Source organism: uncultured Reyranella sp. (genome assembly GCF_945957355.1).
Taxonomy (GTDB): domain Bacteria; phylum Pseudomonadota; class Alphaproteobacteria; order Reyranellales; family Reyranellaceae; genus Reyranella.
Map to the genome: position 1 here is coordinate 458,137 of NZ_CAMFKM010000001.1, position 21,863 is coordinate 479,999.

Sequence of the window (21,863 nt, forward strand, 5' to 3'; positions counted from 1 at the left end):
CGTGAGCGAGACGCGACCGGGCGGACGGCTGCCGGTCACGGTGATCGGCGGCTATCTCGGCACCGGCAAGACGACGCTGGTCAATCGCCTGCTGCGCGCGGCCGACGGCCGGAAGCTCGCGGTCCTGGTCAACGATTTCGGCGCCACGCCGATCGACCGCGACCTGATCGTGTCGTCGGACGGCGACACGCTGGAGATTTCCGGCGGCTGCATCTGCTGCAGCTACGGCTCGGACCTGATGGACGTGCTGATGGCTCTGCCCGAACGGCAGCCGGACATCGAGCGCGTCGTCATCGAGACAAGCGGCGTTGCGCTGCCGGGCATGGTGGCCAGTGCCGTCACGCTCCTGCTGCCCTATCGCATCGACGGTATCGTCGTGATGGTCGACGTCGAGACGGTGCGGAAAATGGCGGACGATGCCTATCTTGGCGACACGATCACACGCCAGCTCGCCGCCGCCGATCTCGTCGTCGCCAATCGATGCGACCTCGTGGACGACGCCTCCCTGCAGGAGACACTCCGCTGGCTCGCCACGGAAAGTCCTGCGGCCCGGATCCTGCCGGCGACGCGGGCGGAAGTCGCGCCCGACCTGCTGCTGGGATTGCGCGACGGCGCCCGGCCCCGCCTGTCGGCGACGCTCACCACGCCGGGCGCACCCGACGCGGCTGCGCTTTACGAGTCACTCGAGTTGGCCATCCCGGAAGACATCGACGTCGCCGAACTCGGCCGGCGCCTGAGCGCACCCGGCACAGGCGTCCTGCGCGCCAAGGGCATATTGGGCGAGGTCGCACTGCACGTCGTGGGCCGGCGCTTCGAGATCGATGCAGCGCCTGCCGGCGCGAAACCGGGCAGGCTGGTCGTGATCGGCCTGCGCCGGGACCTGGATCGCCGCGCCGTGGAGCAGGCGCTTCAGCCTAGATTGTCGACGTCGTTGCGCAGCGCCTGACCGGCGCGGAAGCGCGCCAGGTTCTCGAGGAAGATGCCGAAGATCGCCTCGTTCTGGCCGAGCGAATGGCTGGCCGTGTGCGGCGACACGATCACATTGGGCAGGTCCCACAACGGCGATGCCGGATCGAGCGGCTCGCGCTCGAACACGTCGAGATAGGCGCCGGCCAGTCGGCCACCCTGCAACGCCGCAATGATGTCCTTCTCCACCGCGACCTCGCCGCGCGAGACGTTGATCAGGTGCGCCCCCTCGGGCATCGCGGCGAAGGCCGCGGCGTTGGCGATGCCGCGCGTCACCGGCGAGGCCGGGCAGCACAGGATCAGCCAGTCGGCCTGCGGCAGCACCTCGTGCAACTGCTCGTAGGCCACGACCCTCTCGCATGGCTCCACCGGTTCGGCGGTCCGGCGCACGCCGATCGTGCGCATACCCAGCATCGCGAGCAGCGACGCGATGTTGCGGCCGATCGGGCCCATACCGACGATCACCGCACATTGCCCCGCGAGATCGCGCGGCGAACGCTCAGCCAGGCGCGGCTCCCAGGCATGGCGGCGCTGGGCGTCGGCCAGTAGCGGGAACCGCCGGTTGATCGCGATCACGGCGCCGAGCGTGCTGTGCGCCACGGTGATCGCCGTGGCGCCCGAGGCGGTCGTCACCTTGACGCCCCGCGCCCGCAGCTCGCGATAGATCGGGCGCTCGGCGCCGGCCAGATGGATCTGCAGCCACTTGAGGTTCGGCGACTTTCGCACCACCGCGTCGAAGCCCTGCAGTTCGGGCGTCGGATTGGCCGGGCTGGACTTGCCCGTGACCTCGCGGGTCATGAAGGCGATGTCGGCGGCGCTGGGACCCTCGGCCGCCAGCGCCTCCTCGGCGGTCAGGAAAGACAACGTGCCCGGCGGCACGGCGGCCGCGATGCGCTCGCCCCAGATACGCTGCGCATGGGACGACAGCAGAAGCGTGATCATGGCGGCAGGATAACCGACCCTCGACCACGATGACAGGCGTGGTACGGTCACTCATGCTCACGCTCTATTGCTCGCCTGGCTCAAGCTCCATGGCCGTCCACATCGCCCTCCATGAGGTCGGAGCCTCTTTCGACAAGCACGCGGTCTCGGTGCCGCGCAAGGAAACGCGCACGCCCGGGTTCCTGGCCGTGAATCCCGTCGGCAAGGTCCCGGTACTGATGATCGACGGCCGCCCGCTCACCGAGGTGGCCGGCATCCTCTACTACCTCGCCCGCACCTACCCCGCGGCCAACCTCCTGCCGGCGGGCGACATCGAGGCCGAGGCGCAGGCCATCTCCTGGATGTCCTACGTCGCCTCGACGATCCATCCGGCGATCCGGCAGGGCGTCGCCGAGGCGCGCGAGCTCTACGCCGTGGCCGACAGGCGCCTGGGCGACCGCACATGGATCCTGGGCGATCGCTACTCGATCGCCGACATTCACCTGTTCCGCGTCTACTGGCGCTTCCGCGACCAGCTCGAGCGCAAGCCCGGCGACTTCCCCGCGCTCGAAGCCCACCATGCCCGCATGCTGGAACGGCCGGCGGTCAAGAAGACGATCGAGATCGAGAAGGGCTAAGCGCGCTCCGCTGAACGGCTTCGTCGCTACCCCCCGTTCAACGCCCGCCAGACCTTTTCCGGCGTGGCCGGCATGTCGATGTGCTTGCCGCCCAGCGCATCGACGATGGCGTTCATGATCGACGGCAGGGCGCCCGCACAGCCCGCCTCGCCGCAGCCTTTCACGCCGAGCGTATTGGTCTTCGCCGGCACGGGATGGCTCTGGATCGTGAAGCTCGGCGCATCCTGCGCCCGGGGCAGCGCGTAGTCGGTGAAGGAGCCGGTCAGCAGCTGGCCCTGCTCGTCGTAGACGGTGCGCTCCATGATCGCCTGGCCGAGTCCCTGCACGACGCCGCCATGCGCCTGGCCCTCGACCAGCAGCGGATTGATGACCGTGCCGAAGTCGTTGACCATGAAGTAGCGCACCAGCTCGATCGTGCCGGTCTCGGGATCGACCTCGACCTCGCAGACGTGACAGCCGTTGGGGAAGGACGAGGGCGGCGTGTCCGAGACATGCGCGACGTCGAGCGTCTGCGGCACGTCCTCCGGCAGCGCCAGCCCGTCGTGCAGCTTCTGCGCCAGTTCGAGGATGCCGATGCTGCGATCCGTGCCGGCGATCTTGAAGCGGCCCTTCTCGAATTCCATGTCGGCCACCGACGCTTCGAGCACATGCGCGGCGATCTGCTTGCCCTGGTCGATGACCTTCTTGCTGGCTTCGAGGAAGGCTTCCGCGCCCACCAGCGCCGAGCGCGAACCGCCGGTGCCGCCGCCCGCCTTGAGCTGGTCGCTGTCGCCCTGCAGCAGCTTGAAGCGCTCGAAGGGAATGCCCAGCAGGCCGGTCAACACCTGGGCGAAGGCCGAGGCATGGCCCTGGCCATAGTCGAGCGTGCCGCTCAGCATGGTGACGTCGCCATCGGGCTCGAAGCGGATGCCGCCATGCTCCTTGCCGGCCGGCGCCGTCACTTCGAGATAGCTGCCGACGCCGCGCCCGCGCAGCTTGCCGCGTTTGGCGCTCTCTTCCTTGCGGGCCGCGAAGCCTTCCCAGTCGGAGAGCTGCAGCGTCTCGTCGAGGATGGCGCGGAACTCGCCGGAATCGTAGAGATTGTTGGCCGGCGACTTGTACGGCATCTGCTCCGGCGCGATGTGATTGCGCCGGCGCAGCTCGATGGCGTCGATGCCCATCTCGCGCGCCGCCGTGTCGATCAGGCGCTCCATGAAATAGTTGCCCTCGGGACGGCCCGCGCCGCGATAGGCCGCGACCGGCGTGCAGTTGGTGAAGACGATCTTCGAGTTCACCTCCATCGCCGGCGTCCTATAGACGTCGATCAGGTTCTTCACCGCATTCGTCGTGGCCGGCATCGGCGGATAGATGTAGGCGCCGGCATTGCCGTAGCCGGTGAGCCGCACGGCGAGGAATTTGCCGTCCCTGTCGAGCGCCAGTTCGGCGACGCGCTCATGGTCGCGGCCGTGATGATCCGACAGGAAGCTCTCGGAGCGCTCGTCGGTCCACTTCACCGGCCGGCCGAGCTTCTTCGCCGCCAGCAGCAGCGGGCCATATTCCGGATAGGGCGGCGCCTTCATGCCGAACGAGCCGCCGACATTGCCGGTCAGTACATGGAGCTTGTCCGGCGTGACCTTGAGCACGTCGTTGGCCAGCCCGCCGCGCAAACCGAACACGCCCTGGCAGCCAACGTTCAACACCCAGCGGTCCTTCGCCATGTCGTAGGAGCCGATCGCCGAGCGCGGCTCCATCGCGTTGACCACGATGCGCTGGGAATCGATCTCGAGCCGCGTGACATGGGCGGCTTCGGCAAAAGCCTTCGCGACGGCCTCCGCATCGCCGAAGTGGAAGTCGAGCACGAGATTGCCCGGCGCTTCGGCATGGATCTGCGGCGCCCCGTCGGCCAGCGCCGCCTCGGGACTGGTCACGGCCGGCAGTTCGTCGATGTCGAGCATCACGGCTTCCGCGGCGTCCTTCGCCTGGACCGCCGTCTCCGCGACGACCATGGCCACCACCTCGCCCACGAAGCGCACCTTGCCCTTCGCCAGCGGCCAGCGCGGCGGCCGCTTCATCGGCGAGCCGTCCCGCTGCGGAAGGTTAAGGGGGCACACCAGCGGACCGAAGCCCGCCTCGTCGAGATCGGCGGCCGTCAGGATCGCCAGAACGCCCGGCATCCCCTTGGCCTCGGACGTGTCGATGCCCTTCAGCACGCCGTGCGCGTTTCGGCTGCGCACCATCACCGCATGGGCCTGGCCCGGAAGATTGATGTCGTCGGTGTAACGGCCCTCGCCCCGCAGGAGGGTCGGGTCTTCCTTACGGGCCACCGGCTGGCCGACGCCGAACTTCACGAAGGCGAGGCTGTCGTCGAACGTGTCCATGCGCATACTCACAAAAAATCATCCTGAGCCGCAGGCGAAGGATCCTTCGCTGCGCTCAGGATGACAATTACTTCGTTGCTATTTCAGCGGCGAGTAGTTGGTCGGCAGCAACAGCGTCGAATGCATCTCCTGCAGCTTGGCCGGACCCTTGGCGAGATAGGCCTGCCACGCCGGGTCCTTCATGGCCGCGGCGCGGGCCTCGAAGCGCTCCTGCAGGTTCTTGTAGCGCCAGAGGTGGATCCACTCGTTGGGCTGCGGGAACTCGCCGGTCCAGGCGCCCCAGATCGGCGAGTACTTCTCGCGCGCCGCCTGGACTTCCTTGAAGTCCTTGCCGTACTGCACCGCGCCGCCCAGGCCGCAGCGATAGATGCGCAGCTCGTAGACGTTGCCGGTCGTGCCGTCGTCCGGCCGGATGTCGACCACGGCGTTCATCAGGCGCAGGTCCTGGCGCACGACGCACGTGCGCACGATCGGGAGATACTTCTCGGTCCAGTCCTTGTTCTTCTGCAGCTCGGTGCGCAGGCGCGTGCGCTCCTCGTAGCTGTCGTACTTCCACAGGTGCCAGATCTGGTTCAGCGCGCCGAACTCCGACGTCCAGTAGCCGTGGTTGACGCCGTAGTTGTTGCCGCGCGCCGGGCGGCCGATCGTCTCGGCGGCCTTGAGATATTCCGGCATCTTGCCGGGCGCCAGCGTGTAGGTGCGAAACTCGTAGACCATCTTTTTGAGTCCTCTCAGGGATGCGGGTTCTTCGGCGGATGTGCCTTCACCGCCTCCTCGTTGATGTCGGCGCCCCAGCCGGGCCGGGTGGGCACGATCAGTTCGCCATTCTGGATCACCGGCGGGTGAGTCACCAGATCGTCCTTCCACGGCACGTCGTCGATATCGATTTCCATGATGCGGAAGTTCGGCATGGCGGCGCAGAGATGCGCGCTCATCAGCGTCGACATGTGGCCGTAGAAGTTATGCGGCGCGCAGTTGATCTCGTAGGCCTCGGCCATCGACGCGATCTTCAGCGACTCCGCGAGCCCATTCCACGGCACGTCGATGATCGACACGTCGATCGATCGGTTCTCGAAGTAGGGCCGGAACTGGCGGCGGCCGAACAGCGATTCGCAGGAGGCGATGGGCATCGAGGCGCGGTCGCGGATCAGGCGCAAGCCCTCCGGATCGTAGGAATCGATTTCCATCCAGAAGAGATTGTAGGGCTCGCAGGCCCGCGCGACCTTGATATAGCCCTCGGTCTTGAAGTTGAAGTTGGTGTCCAGAAGGATCCCCATCTCGTGGCCGGCGCCCTGGCGGAAGGCCGCCAGCCCGTCGGAGATCGCACCCAGCACGGCGCCGTCGGCATTCAGTTCGGGCCCGCCGGGGCTGCGGCCGAAGCCCGGCTGGTACATGTTCGGCGGATCGAGATCGAAGCGGAAGATGTTGGTCTTCAGCGCCTTGAAGCCACGCTCCTTCACATGCCGGCCGAGCGTCACGAGGTCGTCGAGCGAGCGCACCGGCTCGACACCCATGACCTCGGCATTGCGGAACCGGTAGCTGCCGCAATGCGACCAGTAGAGCGGCAGCCGATCGCGCACCGGCCCGCCGAACAGCTCGCAGACCGGGATGCCCAGTGCCTTGGCCTTCACGTCGATCAGGGCATTCTCGATCGCGGCCATCGCCTGCTGGTTGATGCCACCCGGCGCCTGGCGCGTGATCGCATAGAGCGTCGACATGATGCGCTCGACGGGACGCGGATCCTGGCCGATCAGCCCCTGCGCCATGCGCCGGATCACGGCGGTGAGACCGGCGCTGCCATAGCCTTCGTTGTATTCCGACCAGCCGACCAGCCCGTCGTCGGTCGTGACCTTGAGAAACGAAAAGTCGCGCCAGCCGGCGTCGCAATGGAGATCCTCGATCCTGGCGATTTTCATGATTTTTCCTCCCGCGGAGCCTGGAGCATAGACTAGGCGGCAACGACGGCGGGACGAAACAATGCTCTTGCCGGCAGTCCTCAGACGGTCCGAATGGTGCCCCCATCGATGACGAATTCGGCGCCGTGGATGGCGGCGGCGCGATCGGAAGCCAGGTAGGCGATGAGGTCGGCGACCTCACAGGGCTCGGCCGCGCGCCCGATCGGGATGCCGCCCAGGCTGTCGAGGACGACTTGCCGCGCCTCCTCGATCGTTCCGCCATTGGCCGCCTGCAGGCGCTTCAACAGGTCGACGGACGACTCGGTCATGATCCAGCCGGGGGACACTGTGTTGACCCGCACCCCCTTCGGCCCGAGTTCCTTCGAGATCGATTTGCTGTAGGTTCTGAGCGCGGCCTTGGCGCTGGCGTAGGCGGTGGTCGCTTCGGGAAGAGGCAGGACCGACTGGATCGAGGTGACGTGCACCACCCTGCCGGTGCCCCGTTCGACCATCTGCGGGATGAGAAGCCGGTCAAGGCGGACCGTGGCGAGAAGGTTCAGGTTCAGCTCGGCGAGCCAGTGATCGTCCGTCAGGGCAACGAAGCCGCCGCCCGGCGAGGGCGAGCCGCCAATCACATGGGCCAGGATATCGACGCCACCCATGTCCTCGAGCGCGGCCCTGGCCAGGATTTCTCCGCCCTCGGCCGTCGTCAGGTCCGCTTGCACGAACTCGACGCCGTCGATGGGCTCAGCGCTTCCCCGGGCGGCGGTGATCACCGCGGCGCCGCCGGCCAGGAAGCGGTCGACGGTGGCGCGGCCCAGACCCTTGGTGCCGCCGCTGACGAGCACGCGCTTTCCCGCGAACTCCGTGGGATCAGCCTTGATGGTCATATCGTGATCTCCAGGGCTTTGATCACGTCGTGTTCGAGCGTGAAGCGATAGGTGAAGCGGATCGGGCTGCCCTTGAAGTCGCCATGGGCAGGTCCTTCGACCACGACCTGACCGTTCTCGTGGCGAACAGTGTCCGGCGTGAAGATGGCCTTGACCGCAATCACCTCGTCTTCAAACAGGGTGCGCAGCCTGGCGTGGCCTTCGTGGCGCTTTCCGTTGTCCACGATGACCGCATCGGCGGCGAAGGGCTTCAGCATTCCGTCCACATCGAGCCCCGCGTTGGCCTCGACATAGTCGGCTATGGGTTTGGGTAGTTCGATCGGCATCGCTCGGCTCCTTGAAGTGAGGAGATTGATTTAGAAGGAGCGATCACTCACGATAATCGGGGCAAACCGACATGCGATGTTGCGAAAATCAGGACAATGGCGAATCACGGTCTGATCGAATTTGATGCCGTTCTCGCCATTGCCCGGCGCGGATCGTTCCGGGCAGCGGCGCAGGAACTTGGCCTGTCGACCACCGCCCTGAGCAACCTCATCGGCAAGCTGGAACGCCGGCTCGGCGTCCGACTGTTCAATCGCACCACGCGCAGTGTTTCCCTGACGGATGCCGGACGAACCTTCGTCGATCAGGTCGGTCCTGCAGTACGCACCCTGCACGATGCGATGGGCGCCGCCCGCTCGCAGCAGGAAACCCCATCCGGGACCCTTCGGATCAATGCCTTCGCGACAGGGGCGCGGGAGGTGCTTGGTCCACTCCTCTTGAAGTTCCTGCGGCGCTATCCGCAAGTTCACATCGATCTCGTCACCGAGGGCCGGATCGTGGACATCGTCGCCGAAGGCTTCGATCTCGGCCTGAGGAGCGCCGACCTGGTGCCGAGCGACATGATTGCCATTCCCGTCGGTCCTCCCCGTCGCTTTGCCGTGGTCGCATCGCCCGACTATTTCAAAACCAACGGCAAGCCCCGCGTGCCTCCCGACCTGCTACGCCACGCATGCCTCCGCATCCGACTGCCGAATGGCACGCTGCATCGCTGGCAATTCGAAAAGAACGGGCGGCCCGTCCAGATCGACGTTCAAGGGCCCATCACGCTGGACGAGGCCAGCCTCTCGCGCATCGCGGTGCTCCACCATGTCGGCATCGGCTACTTCATGGAGTCCGATGTGCTCGAAGACGTCGAGGCGGGACGTCTCGTCCGGGTCCTGGAGGACTGGACGCCGCTGCTGGCACCGCTCTGTCTGTACTATCCTGGCCGGCGCAATCACTCGGCCGCGTTCAAGGCGTTGATCGACATGGCGCATGGCCGTGGCCACGACAAGTGATGTGGATATCGCGAGGAACAGTGTCGACGGAAGTCTCTCCGATCTGACATAGGGTGGAGCAGCGCGCCATGAAGTCGAATGCGCGGTGCGCTGCAACTCGCAGCAGTCGTGAGCCACCCAGGAGTCGCTGATGTCTACGCCTTCCGTTCCGGACAACCGTGCACGCGCTTTCTGCGCCGCTCTGGCGGAAGAGACGCCTGGCATGTCGGCCGGCTCCTGGCGGATGCTCGATACCGTCGCGTCGCGCATGCGTCTCGGCTTCTTCGAAGCGGAGGCCATCGCGAAGGATTGCGCGCGACGTGGATGGACACAGCTCGCCGCCGATACGGTCCGGCTCAAGGAAGAAGGCCGGGCCGTCGTCCTCCAGGGGCGGCGCGCCTAGATAGCGCAGTTCCCTCCTCGACAGGGGGTCACGCCTCCCATTTGTCACGACGATTCACCAGCCGGCGGCGATTTGCCGATTGTTAATCGAGCGCGGGGAGAGCACGGGCTTGGCATGCGCTCCAACAAGCCGGTGAACATGGACATCGATCAGCTTCGGGGATGGGCGTCGGTCATGGACAAGGCCATGATCGCGAGCCTTGTCGCCACCCTCTTGGCCGTGTCGGCGCTGGGTATCACGACGTTCCTGTCGTTCCGGTACAGTGGCGCTATTCGCGCCCACGAACAGGCCGCCCTCGACCGCTACAAGGATCTGGAAAGCGAGGCCGCACGGCGCGAGCGGGAGGCCTCGGCGGCGCGCGAACAGGCGGCGGCGCTCGAACGGGCCATCGCCACCGAGCGGGATCGCACGGCAAAGCTCGAACGAGAGGTCTCTCTCGCGCGGGACCAGGCCACCGCGCTCGCACAGGAAGCGGAGAAAGCGCGCCAGCGGAGCCTGGCGCTCGAGCAGGCCGCCCGCGAGGCGACCGAGCGAGTGACCCAGGCCTCTGCCGAGAACAAGGCGGCCGCGGAAAGCGCGCGCGCCCCGCTGTTCGATGCGGCCGAGATCCGGCGCCGCCTCGCCGACCTGGGCAAGATGGTCAAGGACGCGACCACACGCGCACCGGAGCCCGGCCGAGAGGTGACCCCGGAAGCGACCCCGCCGGCCGTGGCGGCCCCCGCCCCGCCGCCCTCGCCCTTTGTCGCGGGCCTGCAGAGATATGCCGGCACGCCGGCCGCGATCTTCCTGCTGGGCCAGATCTCCGACGCGCCCGCCATCGGGGCAACGATTTCCGACGATCTAGGCCAGGCAGGCTGGGCGCCGCAGACCTGGACCTGGGGCGGCGTGGCCGGCATCTATGGTGTCGTCGTGCTGGTCCGGGACGGCAGCGACCCGGCCACGCACGAGGCCGCCGCCGCCCTCGTCGATGCACTCGGTACCGCCGGCTTCAACGCCAGCAAGGGCGACTGGCCGGCGAACTGGGGCCGGTTCCGCGGCACGCTCAACGGGCCGCAGATACCCAGCCCCACCGACGCTGCCATACGCATCGTGATTGGAGAAAAGGCGCGCAAGGCGCCCTGACCTGGCCGCGTTCGACGCCGCTTTCAGAGAGGCGTCACGCTGAGATCGACCCAGAGGCCGCGATAGGCGTCGCTGGCGCCGATGAAGTCGCCCGACACCGGCGTCACCTGCCAGATCTCGCGCGCCACAGCGACCGGGATCAGGTTATGCCCGCCGACGCTGCGGTTGGTCGGATCGAAGGTGATCCAGCCCGCGCCCGGCACATAGACCTCGGCCCAGGCGTGCGTGGAGTCGGCTTCGTAGTGTCCCGTCGCGCGATCCGGCCTGAAGAGATAGCCCGAGCAGAGCCGTGCGCCGAAGCGCAGGCAGCGTGCCGCCTCGACGAACAGGACCGCCAGGTCGCGGCAGGAGCCCAGCCCGCGCGCCAGAGTCTCGAGCGGCGCCTGCGTCCCCTCACTCTCGCGGCTCTGGTAGCGGATCTGCTGGGCGACACCGGAGCTGAGGTCCTTCAACAGGGACAGCGTGTCCGTCGGATCGCTGCGCACGAATCCCTTCGCCCAGGCTGCCAGCTTCCGATCAGGATCGAGATACTGCGGCACCACCAGCGCGCCGAGATCCGTCCAGTCGGCATCGGTGTAGGCAAAGGGATAGCGCGTTGCGACGGCGGCGATGTCGAACACCGGCCAGGGATCGACGCGCAGCGTGAGCACCGCCTCGCTGTCGACCACCAGCCGGTCGGTCAGCCCCTCGAAGCCCGCCATCGCCACGGCATTGCCGAACACGTCGTGCGCCCAGGTCACGCTGGCCGCCGGCGTCACCGTGACCTCGTGCGACACCAGCCGCAGCTCGCGGCTCTCGCGCGGCCGCAGCATCAGCCGGTGCGGCCCCAGCCGGACGGGCGCGTGATAGAGATAGGTGGTTCGGTGGCGAATCCGGAGGGTTGGCAAAAGAACCTGCTCTTGCGGGCCTATGATGCAGGCGAAGGACCCGGAGGCGGCTCGCGCGGGGGCGGCATCGGAGGCAGAGGCGTTGGCCTCGATCCGGGCGGCGGTTCGCAAGGCGCCTCGTTCGGCGGCCTGGGGATACGTGCCATTCCAACTCCCTTCGCTGTTGCCGGCCGGAGCCACTGAACCAGAAGTCCCTGTCACCTCGCCGGCACGACCGGCCAGCCTCATGAACCCCTAGGATCGGCGCTCTTTCCGGGCGCGGTAATCATCGAGGGCGGCAAGCGCCGTCCGCCAGAGCGCACGCGCCGCCTCGACAACCTGCACGTCATGAAAGCTCTCGAGGCGCAGGTACCGTTCATGGGCGTCCCGTGCGGCTTTGTCGAGGCGCTCCAGTTCGCGATCGATTTCAGTCATTGCGCATCAAAGCGCGCGGAGAATCGACGTTGCACGGGTTCCAAAACATCGTGGCAGGACACGGACCGCCATACTTGTCGGCGAGCGGCCACCGAACCGTCGTAGAGCGTTGGTCTGGCCGGGAACCGCCGAAAGATGTAACCGCGCTCCCGCAAAATGCTAGATTGCACAGGCACCGGCGCATCCACGACAGGAGTTATGATGCCCCTCCTCGGCAAGGGAATGCTGCTCACGTTCACCGACGTGTCGGCGCGCGACGAGCGCGACTACAACGAGTGGTACAATCGCGAGCATATCGACGATCGTGTGAACCTGCCGGGCTTCCATCGCGGCCGGCGCTATGCCGCGGTGCGCGGCACGCCGCGATATCTCGCAGTCTATGAATGCGACACGGTCGCCATCCTGGGCACCCAGAACTACCTGCGCACGCTGGACAACCAGACGCCGTGGAGCCAGCGGGTGATGGCGCGGTTCACGCATTTCACCCGGCTCACCCTGCGCATCCAGGTCGACCAGACCCACGGGGTGGGCGCGGCGCTGGCCACGGTGCGCTTCGTGCCGGACCTGCACCGGCGCAATGCGCTGGTCGAATGGCTCTCCACCCAGGCGCTCCCGAAGCTGATCGCGCGACCCGGCGTATTGGGTGCCGCGGCCGGCGAGAACGATCTCGAGGTGATGCACGCGCCGCTGCAGGACAAGAGCATGGATCATCCGCGGGCCGACGAGTCCGAATGGGTCGTGCTGCTGGAGGGCGCGGACGTCGCCGCCGTCGGCGCCGCCGCGCGTTCGCTGTTCACGATCGCTCGACTGCGGCCCTTCGGTGTAGAGACGGCACCCTCGATCGGCACCTACAGGTTCCTGTTCGGCAACCAGCGATGACGTTTCTTTGACCCATCGTTGATCGCCCAATCGACTAGGGTCGGCGCGTGTCCAACCAACGCATCATCTTCTGGCTGAGGCTCGCGACCTTGGTCGCCCTCTGCCTGCCCGCCCTCGATCTGGCCTGGCGCTGGTACACGGGCGATCTCGAACCGCGTGCCGTGACGCTCGCCACGCACATCACCGGCGACTGGGCGGTCGTGTTCCTGCTGGTCTCGCTGGCGCTGACGCCGGCCCGCGCGGTCTTCGACTGGGCGCCGCTGATCCACATCCGCCGCAGGGTCGGCGTCGCGGCGGCGCTCTACGCCGTCGCTCACCTGCTGATCTACGTGCTCGACCAGAAATGGAACCTGGTTGTCGTCGCCACGGAGATCGTGAAGCGCTTCTATCTCACCATCGGCTTCGTGGCGCTGCTCGCCCTGGTGGCGCTGGCGATCACCTCGACCAACGGCTGGCAGAAGCGGCTGAAGCGCAACTGGAAGCGCCTGCACTGGATGGTCTATCCGGCCGTCACGCTGGCCCTGCTGCACTTCTTCATCCAGTCCAAGGTCAAGATCGGCGAGGCCGCCTTCGCCGCAGGCCTGTTCGCCTGGCTGATGCTGTGGCGCGTGCTGCCCGTGCAGCTGCGCAAGAGCTTCGCCGGCCTGGCCCTGCTCGCCATCGGAGCGACAGCGATCACGGTGGTCTTCGAGGCCTCGTGGTACGGGCTGGTCAACAAGATCGATCCGGTCCGCGTCCTGGCCGCCAACCTCGATCCCGAGCTGGTGCCGCGACCGGCCCAGAAGGTGCTGGCGGTCTCTCTGCTGGCGATCGGATTGGTCGGACTGCGGCGCGGGCTCGCCGCGGCGAGCAGGCTCTGGACGCAGCGCTATATCCGTCCGACTATACCGACTTCCTGAACGGAAGAAGGTATGACTCCGGAAGAATGGACGGCCGTACGGCTGAGCCTCCTGATCGCCGCGACGGCGACGCTCTGCAGCCTGCCGGTCGGCATCGCCGTCGCCTGGCTGCTGGCGCGGGGACGCTTCTGGGGCAGGAGCGTGCTCGACACGCTGGTTCACCTGCCTCTGATCATGCCGCCGGTCGTCACCGGCTACCTGCTGCTGCTGTCGTTCGGCCGGCGCGGGCCGATCGGCTCGTTCCTGGCCGATGAATTCGGCATCGTCTTCTCCTTCCGCTGGACCGGCGCGGCGCTCGCCTGCGCCGTCATGGGCTTTCCGCTGCTGGTGCGCGCCATCCGCCTGTCCATCGAGGCCGTCGACCAGCGGCTCGAAGCGGCCGCGGGCACCCTGGGCGCCAACCCGCTCTGGGTCTTCGCCACCATCACCCTGCCGCTCTGCCTGCCCGGCATCATCGCCGGCGCCATCCTGGCCTTCGCCAAGTCGATGGGCGAGTTCGGCGCTACCATCACCTTCGTTTCCAACATTCCCGGCGAGACGCAGACCCTCCCGGCCCTGATCTACACCCTGACCCAGGTACCGGGCGGCGACGCCGCCGCGATGCGCCTCACCCTGGTGTCGATCGCGATCTCCATGCTGGCGCTGCTCGGCTCCGAGCTGCTGGCCAAGCGTATCGGCGCACGGCGGCAGACGGCATGAGCCTCGACGTCGACGTCGACCACAGGCGCGGCAGTTTCCGGCTACAGGCGCGCTTCACGGCCGCGCCGGGCCTGACGGCGCTGTTCGGCCGCTCGGGTTCTGGCAAGACCAGCCTGGTCAACATCGTCGGCGGCCTGATCCGTCCCGACCGCGGCCGCATCGCCGTCGACGGCCAGACGCTCGTCGACACCGAACGCGGCGTCTTCGTACCCGCGCATCGCCGGCGCATCGGCTACGTCTTCCAGGACAGCCGCCTGTTTCCCCATCTCAGCGTGCGGCGCAATCTTCTCTACGGGCGCTGGTTCGCGCGCGGCGACGGCGGCGCGACCGCCGATCTCGGCGCCGTGGTCGAGCTGCTGGGCATCGGGCATCTGCTGGAGCGCGATCCCGACTCCCTGTCGGGCGGAGAGAAGCAGAGGGTCGCCATCGGCCGTGCCCTGCTCGCGAGACCGCGGCTGGTCCTGATGGACGAGCCGCTCGCCTCGCTCGACGAATCGCGGCGTAGCGAGATCCTGCCCTATATCGAGCGGCTGCGCGACGAGGCCGGCGTCCCCATCCTCTATGTCAGCCACTCGGTCGCCGAGGTCGCCCGGCTCGCCACGACGGTCGTGATCATGAGCGAGGGCACGGTGACGGCGGTCGGGCCGGTCCAGGACATCCTGCCCATGGCCGACGCCACGGATGGCGGCGCGGTGCTGGAGGCACGGATCGTCCGGCACGACGAGACGTTCCACCTGTCGGTGCTGGAAAGCGTTGCGGGCGAGCTTCAGGTACCGCGGCTCGATGCGCCCGCCGGCGCACCTGTCCGTGCCTATATCCGCGCCCGCGACGTGATGCTGAGCCTCCGGCCTCCCGAGGACATCAGCGCGCTGAACGTGCTGGCCGGGCGCATCGCGTCCATCAGCGCGACGACGAATGCGCAGGCCGATGTCCGCCTGGACTGCAGCGGTGCCGTCCTGCTGGCCCGGGTGACCGCCAAATCGGTCGACCGGCTGGCCCTGGCGCCCGGACGGCCGGTCTACGCCGTCGTCAAGAGCGTGTCATTCGAACGCAGTTAACTGCGCTAGAGTGCGGGTGGGCACATTGGCCCGCCAATGAACGCGAGGAACCGAATGAAGTCGATGCCGCTGCCGCTCACGCCGCGTTTCATCACCTGGACGCTGGCGACGACCTTCGCTGTCGTGCTGGGCCTCGCTTGGGCGTTCGATCCCCGCTCCTGGTGGATCGGCGTCGCTTTCCTCATCGCCGTCTTCCTCGCCTGCGTCGGCCTCTACGACTATTTCCAGACGAAGCACGCCGTGCTGCGCAACTATCCCGTCGCCGCGCACCTGCGCTTCATCTTCGAGGCGATCCGCCCCGAGATGCGCCAATATTTCTTCGAGGGCGAGAAGGACGGCATGCCCTTCTCGCGCGACCGGCGTGCGATCGTCTACCAGCGCGCCAAGTCGTCCCTCGACGTCCGGCCCTTCGGCACCACCCACGACGTCTATGCCGAGGGCTACGAGTGGATGACCCATTCGATCTCGCCGACCCCGGTCAGCAAGGAGCCGTTCCGCATCAACATCGGCGGGCCCGACTGCACGCAGCCCTACTCGGCCTCGATCTTCAACATCTCGGCCATGAGCTTCGGGGCGCTCAGCGCCAATGCCATCCGCGCGCTGAACAGCGGCGCCAAGCTGGGCGGCTTCGCCCACGACACTGGCGAGGGCGGCTACAGCCCCTATCATCGCGAGGGCGGCGGCGACATCATCTGGGAGATCGGCTCGGGCTATTTCGGCGCCCGCAATGCCGACGGCACCTTCTCTGCCGAGCGCTTCGCCGCCGGCGCGGCCAACCCGCAGGTCAAGATGGTCGAGCTGAAGCTCAGCCAGGGCGCCAAGCCCGGCCATGGTGGCGTGCTGCCGGCGCCCAAGGTCAGCGAGGAGATCGCCCTCACGCGCGGCGTGCCGATGGGTCAGGACTGCATCTCGCCCTCGCATCACACGGCGTTCACGACGCCCATCGAGATGATGAAGTTCATCGCCGAGATGCGGCGTCTCTCGGGCGGCAAGCCGGCCGGCTTCAAGCTCTGTGTCGGCCACGAATGGGAATTCCTGGCGATCTGCAAGGCGATGCTGGAGACCGGCATCTATCCCGACTTCATCGTCGTCGACGGCAAGGAAGGCGGCACCGGCGCGGCGCCGCTGGAGTTCCTCGACCATGTCGGCAAGCCGCTGCGGCAGGGATTGCACATCGTGCACAACGCCCTCGTGGGCATCGGCGCCCGCCACAGGGTCAAGATCGGCGCCGCCGGCAAGATCGTCACCGCCTTCGACATCATCCGCGCGATGGCGCTGGGCGCCGACTGGTGCAACTCCGCACGCGGCTTCATGTTCGCCGTGGGCTGCATCCAGTCGCAGTCCTGCCACACCGACCGCTGCCCCACCGGCGTCGCGACGCAAGATCCGGGGCGCCAGCGGGCGCTGGTCGTGCCGGACAAGATGGAGAGGGTCGCGAACTTCCACCGCGCCACCCTGAGCGAGCTCGCCGAGCTGACCGCCGCCGCGGGCCTCGACCATCCGACCGATTTCAAGCCGATCCACATCTCCCAGCGCGTCTCGGGCAGCGAGGTCAAGACCTTCGCCGACCTGTACCCGGCGCTGGCCGAGGGCGAGCTGGTGGCCGGCACGGACAACCCGCGCTGGCGCAAGGCGTGGGACATGGCTCACGCCGATTCGTTCCGCGCGACGGCCTGAGTCCGCGCAAATCTGTTGCGATTCCCCTTTGGTTGGCCCAGCAATTGGCCAACCAAAGAGGAAACGACCATGACCGCTCCGTTCGATTTCACGCCCCTGCTGGCGCCCGGAACGCCCGCGCCCGCCGTCAAGTGGAACGGCTTCCCGAAGTACAATTTCATCGGCGGCCACAACGACGCCGCCAACGTGCCGGTCCAGGCGCTGATCGATGCGGCCACGGCGGTGCTGGCGCGCGAGGGCGCGACGCTCGCGACCTACGGCCTGAACAGCGGCCCGCTGGGCTACAAGCCGCTGCGCGAGTTCCTCGCGGGCAAACTCAAGGATCATGCCGGCATCGACTGCGCGTCGGACGAAATCCTGATCACCTCGGGATCGATGCAGGGCCTAGACCTGATCAACAGCCTGCTGGTGACCAGGGGCGACACCGTCATGATCGAGCAGGAAACCTATGGCGGCGCGCTCACCAAGCTGAACAAGCTGGGCGCCAACGTCGTCGGCATCCCGCTCGACCATGAAGGGCTGCGCCTCGACGTGCTGAAGCAGAAGCTCGAGGAGCTGAAGCAGAAGGGCATCAAGCCCAAGTACATCTACACCATCCCGACGGTGCAGAACCCGACCGGCGCCATCATGGGCGAGGCGCGCCGCGCCGAGCTGCTGAAGATCGCCGCGGAATACGGCGTCATGATCTTCGAGGACGAGTGCTATTCCGACCTGATCTGGAGCGGCAAGCGCCCGAAATCGCTCTACGCCATGGCCAAGGGCGAGGGCGTCATCTTCATCGGCTCCTTCTCCAAGTCGATCGCACCGGCGCTGCGCGTCGGCTACATCGTGGCCAAGTGGGACATTCTCGGCCGCATCCTCGGACTGAAGCAGGACGCCGGTTCCGGCGCGCTGGAGCAGATGGTGCTGGCGGAGTTCTGCACGCAGCATTTCGCGAACCACGTGCCGAAGCTCAACAAGACCCTGTCGGCCAAGTTGCAGGTCCTGCGCGAGGCGCTGGCGGAGCAGTTCGGAACCGATGCCGAATTCGGCGATCCCGAGGGCGGCATCTATCTCTGGATCAAGCTGCCCGACAACGTGGACACGACGAAGCTCGCGCAGGCCGCTCTGGCGGCCGGTGTGTCGCTCAATCCCGGTCCGGAATGGTCGACCAACAAGGAATACGCCCGCTCGCGCCTGCGGCTCTGCTTCGCCAACCCCGAGCCCGAGACGATCCGCAAGGGCGTCGAGGTCCTGGCCGACGTCTGCCGCCGCGAATTCGGCGTGCCGCTGCGCTCGGCCAACGTCGAGAAGAGGTAGGTCTTCTTCAAAAAGAAGGGCCCGGCGGATCGCTCCGCCGGGCCCTTCTCTTTTGTCGAAGCCGATCAATGGAGCGCGCAACTCCAGTTGCGCTCATCCCTAGCTTATCGACGAAGCTTGAGCGCCACTGAAGTGGCGCGCTCCATTTCGAGACCTCGTCTCAGAACTACATCTCCTGCGGGACGATCACCATCCACGACACGCCGAACTTGTCGGCGACGCAGCCGAAGCGCGGCGAGAAGAACGTCTTGCCGATCGGCATCTGGATCTGGCCATCCTTGGCCAGCGCCTCGAACGCCTTGTCCGCTTCGGCTTCGTTGGCGACGTTGAGCGCCAGCGAGAAGCCCTGGAAGTTGGTCTTGCCGTCGCTTCCCATGCCGTCCGAACACATGATCATAGCGTCGCCGATATGCATGCTGGCATGCATGACCGATTCGGGATTGACCGGCATGCACTCGGCCGCGCCCTTGTCGGGGTTTTCCTTGAAGCGCATCAGCATGTCGACCTTGGCGCCGAGCTTCTCCTTGTAGAAGTCGAGCGCTTCCTCGCAGCGGCCGTTGAAGAACAGGTACGGTTGAATAGCCATGTCTTTCTCCTTTGCTAAGGGTTCTTCTCGAACTCGGTATCGATCTGGATCTGGATGGGGTCGGTGAAGAGCGGCGGCAGCCCGTAATCCTGCGGGTTGATCGTCGCAACGGCATGAACGCCGATGCGCGGCTTGCCCTCGAAGCCCTTGCCCGCGCCGCCCAGCTCGACGTCGAAGGTGACGGGCCGGGTCTTGCCCATCAGGGTGAACTCGCCCTCGACCTTGCCGCGGGTCTTGTCGACGGGCTTGAACGCGGTCGAGACGAAAGTGGCGTCGGGGAAGGCCCTCGATTTCAGGAAATTGTCGCCCGCCAGCTCCTCGGCGAAGCCCTTCACGTTGGTCGTGATGGACGCCGTCTCGACCGAGGCCGAGAGCTTCGACTTCTCGATTGCCGCGGGATCCCAGGTGAGCGACCCCTTGGCCCGGTCGAAGCGGAACACGCTCTGCGAATAGCCGATATGGGAGACGCGGACGATGACGGCGGTGTGCATCTCGTCGAGCGTATAGGCGCCGGCCGTCGCGAGGGCGATGTCCCGCTCCCCGGCAAAGACACCGGGCGGCAGGGCCATGGGTCCAGGCGCCTGTGCCAGTGCCGCCGTCGGACCCATCGCCAGAACGACGGCGAACGTGCGCAATACGCGGTTCATGTGATCCTCCTCGACAAGTGTGTGTTCACTTCTCGACGACGGTCTTGAGCTTCGCCAATCCTGCCGCGAAATCCCGGCCGATCATGTCGTCCATGTCCACGAAGGTGCCGACCAGCTTGGTCATGAAGGTGCTGGGACCGTACATCGCCCAGGTGACAATCGTCCGACCGCCCTTCGGTTCCACCGTCAGCTCGGCCATGTTGTGACCTTCGAAGGGTTTCAGGAAGTCGAGCTTGATCGTGACCTTGTTCGGGGGCCTGGAGTCGACGATCTCCATGCGGCCCTTGCCGACACTGTCGTTGCCATCCCATTCATAGACGGCGCCCTTGCCGCTCTCGGCACCGCTGTGGGTGCGCTTCATCGCGGGGTCGCGGCTCTCGTAAGGCGACCACTCGGTCCAGCGCTTCAGCCCCTCGATATAGGGGAAGATCTTCTCGGGCGGCGCGTTCATCGCCGTCGACCGCTCGACGCGAAACGAGTCGGGCCGGGTCGAGGCGTAGATCAGGATCGCCGCGACGGCCACCAGCAGGATGGCGCCGACGATCTTCAGAAACTTCCACATTCGATCCGCGCCGCCTCAGTTAACCCGATGGTTAACATTACGGCGATACGGACGCTCTCGTCAATCGAAGCATTCGCTCCGGCTTTTTCAGGCCAGCGCGAAGCCCTCGTAGCCGTTGGCCACGACCTTCTCGCAGGCCCGGATGTAGGCCGGCAGGCCGCCGATATAGGGCATGAACACGCGCGGCTTGCCGGGGATGTTGGCGCCGACATACCAGGAGCTGCAGGTCGAGCGCAGGGTGATGTTGGACACGTCGCCGACATGGCCGACCCATTCCTCCTGCGCTTCCGGCACCGGCTCGATCACCGTCTTGCCCTGGGCGCGCAACGCCTCGAGGCAATCGGCGATGAAATCGACGTGCTGCTCGATCGAGGGAAGCATGTTGGTCAGCACCGAGGGGCTGCCCGGACCTGTGATCATGAACAGGTTGGGGAAATCCACCACGGTCAGGCCGAGATAGGTCTTCGGCCCCTCGTTCCAGCGCTCCTTCAGCGACACGCCGCCCCTGCCGCGGAAATCGACCTTGAGCAGGGCCCCGGTCATCGCGTCGAAGCCGGTCGCCAGCACGAGGCAGTCGAAGGTGAAATCCTCTCCCTTGACGCGCAGCCCGGTCGCCGTGATGCGTTCGATCGGCTCGTCGCTGATGTCGACCAAGGTGACGTTCGGCCGGTTGAAGGTCGCCCAATAGCCGGTGTCGACGCACAGCCGCTTGCAGCCGATGATGTTCTTCGGCACCAGCGCCGCCGCCGTCTTCGGGTCCTTCACCACCTCGCCGATCTTGGCGCGCACGAAATCGGCCGCGTACTGGTTGGACTCGTCGTTCAGGAGCAGGTCGGAGAAGGAGGCCATGAAGCCCAGGCCGCCATAGTCCCAGCGTTCCTGGAACACGCGGGCGCGCTCCTCCTCCGGTGTCTCGGCGGCCGAGGCAGGATTGATCGTGAAGTCGATGCCGGCCGGCTTGGTCTTGGCCCGCCGGCGCATCTCCGGGTAGTTCGCCTTCACCTGCCGCACATAGTCTGGATCGAGTGGCCTGTTGTGGGCTGGCACCGTGTAGTTGGCGGTACGTTGGAACACGGTGAGGTGCTTCGCCTGCTCCGCGATCACAGGGATCGACTGGATCGCCGAGGAGCCGGTGCCGATCACGCCCACGGTCTTGCCGGTGAAGTCGACGCCTTCATGCGGCCAGTTGCCGGTGTGGTAGGTCGGCCCCTTGAATTCCTCGAGGCCGGGAATCTTCGGCGTGTTGGGCGAAGAGAGGCAGCCCATGGCAGTGATCACGAAGCGCGCCGTGACCGCCTCGGCCGTGCCGGACGGGCCGGCCTTCTCCGTCTCGACCCGCCACAGGTTCGCTTTCTCATCGAACGCCGCCTTGCCGACGCGCGTCTCGAAGCGCATGTCGCGGCGCAGGTCGAACCGGTCGGCGACGTGGTTGGCGTAGCGCAGCAGTTCGGGCTGGGTGGCGTAGCGCTCGCTCCACTCCCATTCCTGCTCCAGATCGGGCGAGAACTGATAGGAATACTGCACGCTTTCGACGTCGCAGCGCGCACCGGGATAGCGGTTCCAGTACCAGGTGCCGCCGACACCCTTGCCGGCCTCGAACACGCGCGCCGTGAACCCCTTCTGGCGAAGCCGGTGCAGCATGTACATGCCGCCGAAGCCCGCGCCGATGATCACCGCATCGAAATCGATCGACATGCATCCTCCGGAATTGCTGAAGTCGGTAGAAAATCCTCGGCAAAATTAGTGCGGGAGAGCAGGTGGCC

Annotated in this window: 23 protein-coding genes; 11 read left to right on the forward strand and 12 right to left on the reverse strand. The window is 66.7% G+C overall.

The window, feature by feature from the left end:
• Window position 1 precedes the first annotated feature (1 nt).
• On the forward strand, window positions 2–946 hold the full coding sequence (locus tag Q0Q48_RS02210; protein WP_295133232.1) for a CobW family GTP-binding protein: 945 nt from the start codon (window positions 2–4) through the stop codon (window positions 944–946).
• Here the strand turns inward: Q0Q48_RS02210 and Q0Q48_RS02215 are convergent.
• Window positions 910–1,908, reverse strand: a complete 999-nt coding sequence (locus tag Q0Q48_RS02215) for a D-2-hydroxyacid dehydrogenase (RefSeq protein ID WP_295133234.1) — start codon at window positions 1,906–1,908, stop codon at window positions 910–912. The two genes, Q0Q48_RS02210 and Q0Q48_RS02215, sit on opposite strands and share 37 nt — an antisense overlap.
• A gap of 53 nt (window positions 1,909–1,961) precedes the next feature.
• Here Q0Q48_RS02215 and Q0Q48_RS02220 point away from each other — a divergent pair, with 53 nt between their 5' ends.
• A complete protein-coding gene (locus Q0Q48_RS02220) occupies window positions 1,962–2,525 on the forward strand; it encodes a glutathione S-transferase family protein (protein WP_295133767.1) in 564 nt (187 codons plus the stop codon).
• Window positions 2,526–2,551: 26 nt separating this feature from the next.
• On the opposite strand, the gene Q0Q48_RS02225 is transcribed toward Q0Q48_RS02220, so the two are convergent.
• From Q0Q48_RS02225 to Q0Q48_RS02245, 5 genes are all read right to left on the reverse strand, one after another.
• On the reverse strand, window positions 2,552–4,882 hold the full coding sequence (locus tag Q0Q48_RS02225) for a xanthine dehydrogenase family protein molybdopterin-binding subunit (RefSeq protein ID WP_295133237.1): 2,331 nt from the start codon (window positions 4,880–4,882) through the stop codon (window positions 2,552–2,554).
• Window positions 4,883–4,960: 78 nt separating this feature from the next.
• On the reverse strand, window positions 4,961–5,599 hold the full coding sequence (locus Q0Q48_RS02230; protein ID WP_295133240.1) for an NIPSNAP family protein: 639 nt from the start codon (window positions 5,597–5,599) through the stop codon (window positions 4,961–4,963).
• Window positions 5,600–5,613: 14 nt separating this feature from the next.
• The gene (locus tag Q0Q48_RS02235) at window positions 5,614–6,798 is read right to left on the reverse strand and encodes a mandelate racemase/muconate lactonizing enzyme family protein (RefSeq protein WP_295133243.1); all 1,185 of its coding nucleotides are present in this window, start codon (window positions 6,796–6,798) and stop codon (window positions 5,614–5,616) included.
• Window positions 6,799–6,878: 80 nt separating this feature from the next.
• Window positions 6,879–7,667 carry an SDR family oxidoreductase gene (locus Q0Q48_RS02240; protein WP_295133246.1) on the reverse strand — a complete coding sequence of 263 codons (789 nt, stop codon included), beginning with the start codon at window positions 7,665–7,667 and terminating at the stop codon, window positions 6,879–6,881.
• Window positions 7,664–7,993, reverse strand: a complete 330-nt coding sequence (locus Q0Q48_RS02245) for a nuclear transport factor 2 family protein (RefSeq protein ID WP_295133249.1) — start codon at window positions 7,991–7,993, stop codon at window positions 7,664–7,666. Before Q0Q48_RS02245 ends, Q0Q48_RS02240 begins: the two co-directional genes overlap by 4 nt.
• Window positions 7,994–8,089: 96 nt before the next feature.
• Here Q0Q48_RS02245 and Q0Q48_RS02250 point away from each other — a divergent pair, with 96 nt between their 5' ends.
• The 3 genes from Q0Q48_RS02250 (at window position 8,090) to Q0Q48_RS02260 (ending at window position 10,493) form a co-directional block, all read left to right on the forward strand.
• Window positions 8,090–8,989 carry a LysR family transcriptional regulator gene (locus tag Q0Q48_RS02250; RefSeq protein ID WP_295133251.1) on the forward strand — a complete coding sequence of 300 codons (900 nt, stop codon included), beginning with the start codon at window positions 8,090–8,092 and terminating at the stop codon, window positions 8,987–8,989.
• 130 nt (window positions 8,990–9,119) lie between these two features.
• Complete coding sequence (locus Q0Q48_RS02255) at window positions 9,120–9,371, forward strand: hypothetical protein (RefSeq protein ID WP_295133254.1); 252 nt, start codon at window positions 9,120–9,122, stop codon at window positions 9,369–9,371.
• A 114-nt stretch (window positions 9,372–9,485) separates the two neighbouring features.
• Window positions 9,486–10,493 carry a hypothetical protein gene (locus Q0Q48_RS02260; RefSeq protein ID WP_295133257.1) on the forward strand — a complete coding sequence of 336 codons (1,008 nt, stop codon included), beginning with the start codon at window positions 9,486–9,488 and terminating at the stop codon, window positions 10,491–10,493.
• A gap of 23 nt (window positions 10,494–10,516) precedes the next feature.
• On the opposite strand, the gene Q0Q48_RS02265 is transcribed toward Q0Q48_RS02260, so the two are convergent.
• Window positions 10,517–11,380, reverse strand: coding sequence for a transglutaminase family protein (locus tag Q0Q48_RS02265; RefSeq protein WP_295133260.1), 864 nt, complete (start codon window positions 11,378–11,380; stop codon window positions 10,517–10,519).
• Window positions 11,381–11,614: 234 nt separating this feature from the next.
• On the reverse strand, window positions 11,615–11,794 hold the full coding sequence (locus Q0Q48_RS02270) for a hypothetical protein (protein WP_295133263.1): 180 nt from the start codon (window positions 11,792–11,794) through the stop codon (window positions 11,615–11,617).
• Window positions 11,795–11,995: 201 nt separating this feature from the next.
• Between Q0Q48_RS02270 and Q0Q48_RS02275 the strand changes: the two genes are divergently transcribed.
• The 6 genes from Q0Q48_RS02275 to Q0Q48_RS02300 all read left to right on the forward strand — a co-directional run bounded on the left by Q0Q48_RS02275 (window position 11,996) and on the right by Q0Q48_RS02300 (window position 18,305).
• Window positions 11,996–12,673 (forward strand): DUF4286 family protein, encoded by a 678-nt coding sequence (locus Q0Q48_RS02275; protein WP_295133266.1) that lies wholly within the window; start codon window positions 11,996–11,998, stop codon window positions 12,671–12,673.
• A 47-nt stretch (window positions 12,674–12,720) separates the two neighbouring features.
• Entirely contained in the window at window positions 12,721–13,572 is an 852-nt protein-coding gene (locus Q0Q48_RS02280; RefSeq protein ID WP_295133269.1) for a ferric reductase-like transmembrane domain-containing protein, read from the forward strand.
• A gap of 12 nt (window positions 13,573–13,584) precedes the next feature.
• Window positions 13,585–14,271 (forward strand): molybdate ABC transporter permease subunit, encoded by a 687-nt coding sequence (gene modB, locus Q0Q48_RS02285; RefSeq protein WP_295133272.1) that lies wholly within the window; start codon window positions 13,585–13,587, stop codon window positions 14,269–14,271.
• Window positions 14,268–15,329 (forward strand): molybdenum ABC transporter ATP-binding protein, encoded by a 1,062-nt coding sequence (gene modC / locus Q0Q48_RS02290; RefSeq protein ID WP_295133275.1) that lies wholly within the window; start codon window positions 14,268–14,270, stop codon window positions 15,327–15,329. The genes modB and modC overlap by 4 nt, the downstream gene beginning before the upstream one ends.
• 54 nt (window positions 15,330–15,383) lie before the next feature.
• Window positions 15,384–17,006, forward strand: coding sequence for an FMN-binding glutamate synthase family protein (locus Q0Q48_RS02295; protein ID WP_295133278.1), 1,623 nt, complete (start codon window positions 15,384–15,386; stop codon window positions 17,004–17,006).
• A gap of 69 nt (window positions 17,007–17,075) precedes the next feature.
• Window positions 17,076–18,305: a PLP-dependent aminotransferase family protein gene (locus tag Q0Q48_RS02300; RefSeq protein WP_295133281.1), complete on the forward strand. Its 1,230-nt coding sequence runs from the start codon at window positions 17,076–17,078 to the stop codon at window positions 18,303–18,305.
• A 166-nt stretch (window positions 18,306–18,471) separates the two neighbouring features.
• On the opposite strand, the gene Q0Q48_RS02305 is transcribed toward Q0Q48_RS02300, so the two are convergent.
• The 4 genes from Q0Q48_RS02305 to Q0Q48_RS02320 all read right to left on the reverse strand — a co-directional run bounded on the left by Q0Q48_RS02305 (window position 18,472) and on the right by Q0Q48_RS02320 (window position 21,795).
• Window positions 18,472–18,891, reverse strand: a complete 420-nt coding sequence (locus Q0Q48_RS02305) for a VOC family protein (RefSeq protein WP_295133284.1) — start codon at window positions 18,889–18,891, stop codon at window positions 18,472–18,474.
• Between the two features lie 14 nt (window positions 18,892–18,905).
• Window positions 18,906–19,538 carry a YceI family protein gene (locus Q0Q48_RS02310; protein ID WP_295133287.1) on the reverse strand — a complete coding sequence of 211 codons (633 nt, stop codon included), beginning with the start codon at window positions 19,536–19,538 and terminating at the stop codon, window positions 18,906–18,908.
• 25 nt (window positions 19,539–19,563) lie between these two features.
• Complete coding sequence (locus tag Q0Q48_RS02315; protein ID WP_295133290.1) at window positions 19,564–20,100, reverse strand: SRPBCC family protein; 537 nt, start codon at window positions 20,098–20,100, stop codon at window positions 19,564–19,566.
• Window positions 20,101–20,187: 87 nt separating this feature from the next.
• Window positions 20,188–21,795 carry an NAD(P)/FAD-dependent oxidoreductase gene (locus tag Q0Q48_RS02320; RefSeq protein WP_295133293.1) on the reverse strand — a complete coding sequence of 536 codons (1,608 nt, stop codon included), beginning with the start codon at window positions 21,793–21,795 and terminating at the stop codon, window positions 20,188–20,190.
• Window positions 21,796–21,863: the final 68 nt, after the last annotated feature.

What these genes read in the sequence shown, in the direction of transcription:
- Q0Q48_RS02215 (WP_295133234.1), bottom strand. Translation starts at nt 1,908, where the DNA reads ATGATCACGCTTCTGCTGTCGTCCCATGCGCAGCGTATCTGGGGCGAG.
- Q0Q48_RS02220 (WP_295133767.1), top strand. Translation starts at nt 1,962, where the DNA reads ATGCTCACGCTCTATTGCTCGCCTGGCTCAAGCTCCATGGCCGTCCAC.
- Q0Q48_RS02225 (WP_295133237.1), bottom strand. Translation starts at nt 4,882, where the DNA reads ATGGACACGTTCGACGACAGCCTCGCCTTCGTGAAGTTCGGCGTCGGC.
- Q0Q48_RS02230 (WP_295133240.1), bottom strand. Translation starts at nt 5,599, where the DNA reads ATGGTCTACGAGTTTCGCACCTACACGCTGGCGCCCGGCAAGATGCCG.
- Q0Q48_RS02235 (WP_295133243.1), bottom strand. Translation starts at nt 6,798, where the DNA reads ATGAAAATCGCCAGGATCGAGGATCTCCATTGCGACGCCGGCTGGCGC.
- Q0Q48_RS02240 (WP_295133246.1), bottom strand. Translation starts at nt 7,667, where the DNA reads ATGACCATCAAGGCTGATCCCACGGAGTTCGCGGGAAAGCGCGTGCTC.
- Q0Q48_RS02245 (WP_295133249.1), bottom strand. Translation starts at nt 7,993, where the DNA reads ATGCCGATCGAACTACCCAAACCCATAGCCGACTATGTCGAGGCCAAC.
- Q0Q48_RS02250 (WP_295133251.1), top strand. Translation starts at nt 8,090, where the DNA reads ATGGCGAATCACGGTCTGATCGAATTTGATGCCGTTCTCGCCATTGCC.
- Q0Q48_RS02255 (WP_295133254.1), top strand. Translation starts at nt 9,120, where the DNA reads ATGTCTACGCCTTCCGTTCCGGACAACCGTGCACGCGCTTTCTGCGCC.
- Q0Q48_RS02260 (WP_295133257.1), top strand. Translation starts at nt 9,486, where the DNA reads ATGCGCTCCAACAAGCCGGTGAACATGGACATCGATCAGCTTCGGGGA.
- Q0Q48_RS02270 (WP_295133263.1), bottom strand. Translation starts at nt 11,794, where the DNA reads ATGACTGAAATCGATCGCGAACTGGAGCGCCTCGACAAAGCCGCACGG.
- Q0Q48_RS02275 (WP_295133266.1), top strand. Translation starts at nt 11,996, where the DNA reads ATGCCCCTCCTCGGCAAGGGAATGCTGCTCACGTTCACCGACGTGTCG.
- modB (WP_295133272.1), top strand. Translation starts at nt 13,585, where the DNA reads ATGACTCCGGAAGAATGGACGGCCGTACGGCTGAGCCTCCTGATCGCC.
- modC (WP_295133275.1), top strand. Translation starts at nt 14,268, where the DNA reads ATGAGCCTCGACGTCGACGTCGACCACAGGCGCGGCAGTTTCCGGCTA.
- Q0Q48_RS02295 (WP_295133278.1), top strand. Translation starts at nt 15,384, where the DNA reads ATGAAGTCGATGCCGCTGCCGCTCACGCCGCGTTTCATCACCTGGACG.
- Q0Q48_RS02300 (WP_295133281.1), top strand. Translation starts at nt 17,076, where the DNA reads ATGACCGCTCCGTTCGATTTCACGCCCCTGCTGGCGCCCGGAACGCCC.
- Q0Q48_RS02305 (WP_295133284.1), bottom strand. Translation starts at nt 18,891, where the DNA reads ATGGCTATTCAACCGTACCTGTTCTTCAACGGCCGCTGCGAGGAAGCG.
- Q0Q48_RS02310 (WP_295133287.1), bottom strand. Translation starts at nt 19,538, where the DNA reads ATGAACCGCGTATTGCGCACGTTCGCCGTCGTTCTGGCGATGGGTCCG.
- Q0Q48_RS02315 (WP_295133290.1), bottom strand. Translation starts at nt 20,100, where the DNA reads ATGTGGAAGTTTCTGAAGATCGTCGGCGCCATCCTGCTGGTGGCCGTC.
- Q0Q48_RS02320 (WP_295133293.1), bottom strand. Translation starts at nt 21,795, where the DNA reads ATGTCGATCGATTTCGATGCGGTGATCATCGGCGCGGGCTTCGGCGGC.